Origin of the sequence: Nonomuraea indica (genome assembly GCF_002850745.1) — a bacterium.
Taxonomy (GTDB): domain Bacteria; phylum Actinomycetota; class Actinomycetes; order Streptosporangiales; family Streptosporangiaceae; genus Nonomuraea; species Nonomuraea indica.
In genome coordinates, this window is record NZ_PJOK01000112.1 from 1 (window position 1) to 956 (window position 956).

At 69.8% G+C, this 956-nt stretch carries 1 protein-coding gene; it reads right to left on the bottom strand.

The genetic code is table 11. The features are described 5' to 3' along the window. Positions 1-956 (bottom strand): L-serine ammonia-lyase (locus CXR44_RS38680; protein WP_101791124.1); only part of this gene is annotated, 956 nt, incomplete at its 5' end.

Sequence of the window (956 nt, forward strand, 5' to 3'; positions counted from 1 at the left end):
CTAGCACTCGATGACGTTGACGGCGAGGCCGCCGCGTGAGGTCTCCTTGTACTTGTCGAGCATGTCACGGCCGGTGTCGCGCATGGTCTTGATCGCCTTGTCCAGGGCGACGAAGTGGCGGCCGTCGCCGCGCAGCGCGATGCGGGCCGCGGTGATGGCCTTGATCGAGGCGACCGCGTTGCGCTCGATGCACGGGATCTGCACCAGCCCCCCGATCGGGTCGCAGGTCAGCCCCAGGTTGTGCTCGATGCCGATCTCGGCGGCGTTCTCCACCTGTTCCGGCGTGCCGCCCAGCACCTCGGTCAGCCCGGCCGCGGCCATCGAGCACGCCGACCCCACCTCGCCCTGACAGCCCACCTCCGCCCCCGAGATCGAGGCGTTCTCCTTGAACAGCACCCCCACCGCCGCCGCCGTCAGCATGAACCGGATCACCCCCTCCTCCTCCGCGCCCGGCACGAACCGCCAGTAGTAGGTCAGCACCGCCGGGATGATGCCCGCCGCCCCGTTGGTCGGCGCGGTGACGATCCGGCCACCGGCGGCGTTCTCCTCGTTGACCGCCAGCGCGAACAGCGACACCCAGTCCATCGCCTGCAACGGATCGGTGCCCGAGGTCTCGCTCTGCAACCTGCGGTGCAACTGGTTGGCCCGCCGCCTGACCTTCAACCCGCCCGGCAGCACCCCCTCCCGCGCGATGCCGCGCCGCACGCACTCCGACATCACCCGCCACAACTGCAGGATCCCCGCGCGGATCTCCGCCTCACCGCGGCCGAACGCCTTCTCGTTCTCCAGCATCAGCGCCGAGATCGACAACCCCGTGGCCGAGCAGTGCTTGAGCAGTTCCTCGGCGGTGGTGAACGGATACGGCAGCACGGTGTCGTCGGGCTTGATCCGGTCGGCGCCGGCGGCGTTCTCGTCCACCACGAACCCGCCGCCGACGGAGTAGTACACCTTCTCGC